Here is a 5,200-nt window from a genome sequence, read left to right on the forward strand (position 1 = left end):
GATTATTCAGGTTGCTTCACTGTTGTTAAAAAGCTTCTGAATTCATGTATGCGGCGTAAATCAAACCCTTCGGGTGATTTTTCTAAGAGATAATCGGCATCCACAATCGCTTCCGTGATACGTCCCGTCTGGTATCGCAAAACGGCACGCAACCAGCGTTCCTGAAGCAGGTCGTCATCGATGGCGATCATCGTTTCAACATAGCGTAGCATGGAAGGAATATCTTCACTATCGCGGGCAAGATTTAACAAATTTCTCAGCATACGTTTAATAATGTCTTTTTTGGTCTGAGCTTTCAGAAACTCAGCTTCAAATTGACCTTGGTTTGCATTCAGAATCATGATTTTGGCAGCTTCATCACTCAGTTGTTTGCCCCCTTCGAACACATCAATTAATTGCGTTTTCTCTTCTTGAGAATCGACACGTACGACAAAATGACCGGGAAGCCCAACCCCTTCAATATTGATCCCCAACCGCCGCCCCATTTCCATATAAAGAATTGCCAGAGTGATGGGAAGTCCTTCACGATCATCGATTGTCTCATTAATATAACTGTTGGATTTGTTATAATAATTGGTACGGCTGCCATGAAATCCAGTTTCGAGGAACAGATAACGGTTCAGTGCATCGAGCTTGATCTGTTGATTCGCATTCTCAGGCAACGAGTTTTGCACCTCTGCCACCATGCCTGCCACCTGATTGAGATATGACTTGAGTTCCACTTCAGAATTATCCAGTCGCGCCACCAATAAAGCAGCCGATAATAAATCAATGTCTGCTTCTTTTTTTCCGACAAATAGTTTTGCGAGTTCATTTCGTACAACGCGTTCATGGATGGACTGCGCTAGCTGCTGTAGACGCTCTGCCTGCCTTTTGAGCAACCGAGCCCTCTCCTGCAGTGCTTGTTGTGCACGTTTTTCGTCTGTCTCTTTCACAACCTTCTCGATGAGTTCATCCAAAGGGGGACGATCGACTCTGAGGTCTTCCGTCAGATCTTGAATTTTTTGTGCCGTCTCTTTAGAAGGGCGATACGGTTCAATCCGAGATGCGACTTGAAATCCTCGAAATGTCGCAATCGTATTCCGGAATTTCGCAAGGCCGACTTTTCCTGTTTGATACTGTCGGTCTTTGATTTCAAATACCTGCTGATCATTGATGAAACATAATGTACGATCTGCCTCTAGCCTGACTTTTAGATGGTTCCATTCTCCTTCACGATAGTAAGGACTCTTTTTTTGTTCGAGAACATTCCAGGAGAAGACATCCGCACCATCAAAACGACTAATTCGTAAATTTTTATTACTCGGATAAAATCCATAATGCTTCGTTTTTTCATCAGAATAAAAAATGAGACCAGCCGCTCCCGATTCATCATCCAGCTTCACTTCGACTGCAATTTCATAAGGCAGTTCTGGTAAGTCTTCCTGTGAAACACATAATGAGCGGCTACCTAACCCAGTGCCAAAACCATCAACCATAATGCGCCCCGCTCGCTGACGCCAACGCGATCCAAACAAAGGCTTCCAATGCTGTTCATCCAATGTCCCAATGGTTAACCAACGATTGATGGGAACAGGGTTTGGTTTCTCTAACAGTACTTTGAGCGCGCTGATATTGACGGCATAACCTAAGTTTCGAGTCACCGCTGATTTCAACGTAACAATGCCCTGAACACGGCCTAAAGAGTCCAGGACGGGACCTCCGCTGTTGCCCGGTTCGATGGGAATCGCCAGTTGGATCATTGGCTTTCCCTCAATTTCCCTCGTCCCTGAATTCACACCTTTCACAACACTGTAACGTAGCCCTTGTGGGTTACCGAGTGCGACGACTGCGGCTCCCTGTTTTAAGGAATCGGGTTCTGCTAAGGGAAGTGGGGGCAGATCTTTGGCCTCTATTTTCAACACAGCCAAATCCATCTGACGATCAGTGGCATAAACCTCTTTCACGTCGTATTGTTTCCCATTTAAAAATTGCACGGAAATTGGCCGCGCTTCACCAATCACGTGCAAATTCGTAGCGATGAGTCCCTCTGCTGCAATCACAAAACCGGTCCCCAGTCCTGCCTGTTTTCCATCTCGTCCAGCAAAAGAGACAGCGGCTACGGATTCTTTTGCATATTCAGCGATTTGCTCGGCAGTCATTTCCTGAGAGGAGGTTGATGTACCGATCGCAGGACGCTTAGCAACAACCGGTTGTTCAGAATTAGTTTCTGCAGCAAAGACGACTTGCGTCAATAACAAAACGTACAAACCAGACAACACAATCCCACCTCGTCTGTGATTGAGTTGCTCAATCGGACTTTGACGTTTGACCATCTGCAGAAATCCCATTAGTAAGAAATAAGATGAACGAGCGATATATCAGTCACTATTGTATTTTCTTGGGCGACAGAATGCAAAAAAGAACACCTGAATTCGTATTCATTGGAAAAATGGTCTATCAAGATCACACTTGACGGCCCTGTTCGTACATGACAAGCTGGAGTTCACGAATTGTAATTAATCTGGAAATAAGTGAGGTAAATCACATGTGGAACTCCCTGAAACCTTTTCTATTGCTATTGGTCATTTCAAGTTTGTTCAGCAACGTAGTCGATGCAGCCACACGACCGAATATCCTTTTCATTTTCACAGATGATCAGGCTCCCTGGGCTTTGGGACGTTCCGGTCATCCTCACGCACACACCCCACACATCGATCAAATTTTTCAAGAGGGTGCCTATCTGATTAATTCCTTTACGACAACACCGGTCTGTAGCCCTTCACGTGCCAGCTTGATTACAAGTCGGTATGGCAGTGAAGTCGGCATCACCGATTGGATCAACCCTCGTGTCGAACCCAAGCATGGGCTCAATCCAAAAACCATGACCTGGATGCAACTGCTGAAAGAATCAGGTTATCGTACCGGGCTCATTGGAAAATGGCATCTGGGTTTGCTTGACAAACAGCATCCGACAAAATTCGGGTATGACTATTTTATGGGATTTCGTGGAGGAGGCAACGTTCCCAAAGATCCGAAACTTGAGGTGAACGGCAAAGAAACCAAACTCAAAGGATTACTTCCCGATATTCTTGTCGATGATGCCATCCGGTTTATCGGACAGGAGCAGGGGACCCCCTTCCTGCTTTCGCTGCATTTTCGCGCCCCGCATGCACGCTGGCTGCCAGTTGCCGCTGAAGACTGGCAACCCTTCGAAAATCTTGATCCACAAATTCCGAATCCAGACTATCCTGACCTCAACGTAAAACGAGTCAAAACAATGACGCGTGAATATCTGGCAAGCGTCGCCAGTGTGGACCGCAACGTTGGTCGCCTTCTTGAAGCATTAAAAACACAAAATTTGCACCACAACACGATTATCATTTTCTCCAGCGATCATGGTTATAACATGGGACATAATGGGATCTGGCATAAAGGAAATGGTCATTGGGTCCTCAACACGAAACCGAAAGCAACCAAAAATATTCCCGCAGGACAACGCCCTAATATGTACGATCATTCAATCAAAGTACCCACCGCAGTCCTATGGCCTGGAGTCACCCAACGTAACCAGCTAGTCAAACAAACGGTTTCCAACCTGGATTGGTTTCCAACGATCTTAGAAATGGCCCACGTTGCCAAACCAGATCAGCTAACACTCCGTGGCAGGAGTATTGTCCCGTTGTTAAAAAATAGAAATGTGAATGACTGGGATAACGGATTCTATGCAGAGTACAGCACCAAGCACCAGTCAAAGACGCACATGCGTATGTTCCGCACACCGGAATGGAAACTGGTCCGTGACTTCTTGAATCCCACCAGAGATGAACTCTACAACCTGACTCAAGACCCGGCAGAAACCACGAATCTGATTGACTCACAAGATTCGAAAACGGTTGAAATGAAAGAGGAGTTACATCAAAAAATTCTCTCACATATGAAAGCAAACAACGACGAAGTTCTCGATCAAATTAGGCAGGGGACATAGCACCCGGAAATTTAAAAAAAAGAAAAACTGCCCTTGCAATAAAAAACAGAGGAGGTATATTTCCCTCAGCAATCAACTACTCGCCCGGCAGGTGCCGGCCGCATGCTCGCCGCTGGAGGAGCGAGCCTTATCGTCTTTTTAGCGACGCAATAGCATTCTCTTGCTGCGGTTAAGCTGTGTCTTCAGCTTGACAGCGATTTTGATTGCCTTTGTCTAGGTTCAGACTTTTTGACTGTTTTGACAACGAAATGGAACCGTCCTGGTGAATGATCTATCCAGGCCGATCCAAGCTCGGCTTGGCAATTCAAAAGAATTTTGAAACACGTTCCTATTCCACCATGACAAGAAGGAGTCTTTCAATGTTGGTTTTATCCCGCAAAACTAATGAGTCCATTCAAATTGGAAATCACATTAATATTACGGTTTTAGAAACGCGAAAAGGTGCTGTCCGAATTGGAATCTCGGCACCACCAGAAGTCCCCATTTCCCGCCCAGAACGTGCGAAACAAACCGTGACTCAGGAAATGACACTACACGATGGAACAAGGGAAAATTCTCAATTCTCACTTTCCTTTTGCGGAACGATTTCCTGAGAAAACTTGGGGATACATTTTGCACGAAGGAGAGTCACTATAGGCTCTCCTTCGTCTGTCTTTTACTAATTTCTATTCGGAATTACATTCCAAACTCTTTTGCATTCTTGAGATTAAATTGAAAATCAAGGTGGTGCAAAATCAGGCTCATGCTGTTCCGAACTGGATTTAATTCGTTCTGCATGGCCTAACCTCTCAGCTTCTGTGAAATAAGCAATTATGCTGTTAGTTGGTCATTAGAAGCTTTTCGCTACTTGCGAGTATAAAAATTTGCAGCCAACTCTCAATGGTGGGAGTCGGTTCAATGACCCAGCTTTGCCAAAACTTGAAGGCTTATTTGTTTGGTCAACCTCAATACTCCCATAGTAAGTATTTCAATCTAGTGCTTGCATGCGATTTGTTTTTTTTCGTTAATGTTGGAAATAATCTGCCATCTTGTATAGATCTTTAGAATATGACAAGGTATTTTCCTCCTAAGCCTGCCACAGGAACATTTTTCACAAACCAATGTATCCATATGGTTTTATGTGACTTGATGTTTCCTCTTAACACAATTGTTTAGACAACTCAATTTACTGGTCGAATGTGGCGAACCTTAACGAAATCATAGGTTCGTGAACACAAGAGAAGGAGTTTTTCT

At 44.7% G+C, this 5,200-nt stretch carries 3 protein-coding genes; 2 read left to right on the forward strand and 1 reads right to left on the reverse strand.

The window, feature by feature from the left end; translation table 11 throughout:
- Positions 1–2: 2 nt before the first annotated feature.
- Positions 3–2,315 carry a transglutaminase family protein gene (locus V144x_RS15170; protein ID WP_197998442.1) on the reverse strand — a complete coding sequence of 771 codons (2,313 nt, stop codon included), beginning with the start codon at positions 2,313–2,315 and terminating at the stop codon, positions 3–5.
- Positions 2,316–2,527: 212 nt separating this feature from the next.
- Between V144x_RS15170 and V144x_RS15175 the strand changes: the two genes are divergently transcribed.
- On the forward strand, positions 2,528–3,967 hold the full coding sequence (locus tag V144x_RS15175) for a sulfatase family protein (RefSeq protein ID WP_197998443.1): 1,440 nt from the start codon (positions 2,528–2,530) through the stop codon (positions 3,965–3,967).
- 359 nt (positions 3,968–4,326) lie between these two features.
- A complete protein-coding gene (locus V144x_RS15180; protein ID WP_144985982.1) occupies positions 4,327–4,560 on the forward strand; it encodes a carbon storage regulator in 234 nt (77 codons plus the stop codon).
- Positions 4,561–5,200 lie beyond the last annotated feature (640 nt).

This window comes from Gimesia aquarii (genome assembly GCF_007748195.1).
In the GTDB taxonomy this organism is placed as follows: domain Bacteria; phylum Planctomycetota; class Planctomycetia; order Planctomycetales; family Planctomycetaceae; genus Gimesia; species Gimesia aquarii.

Coding starts and splice junctions, on each gene's coding strand:
- V144x_RS15170 (WP_197998442.1), bottom strand. CDS start 2,315: ATGGTCAAACGTCAAAGTCCGATTGAGCAACTCAATCACAGACGAGGT.
- V144x_RS15175 (WP_197998443.1), top strand. CDS start 2,528: ATGTGGAACTCCCTGAAACCTTTTCTATTGCTATTGGTCATTTCAAGT.
- V144x_RS15180 (WP_144985982.1), top strand. CDS start 4,327: ATGTTGGTTTTATCCCGCAAAACTAATGAGTCCATTCAAATTGGAAAT.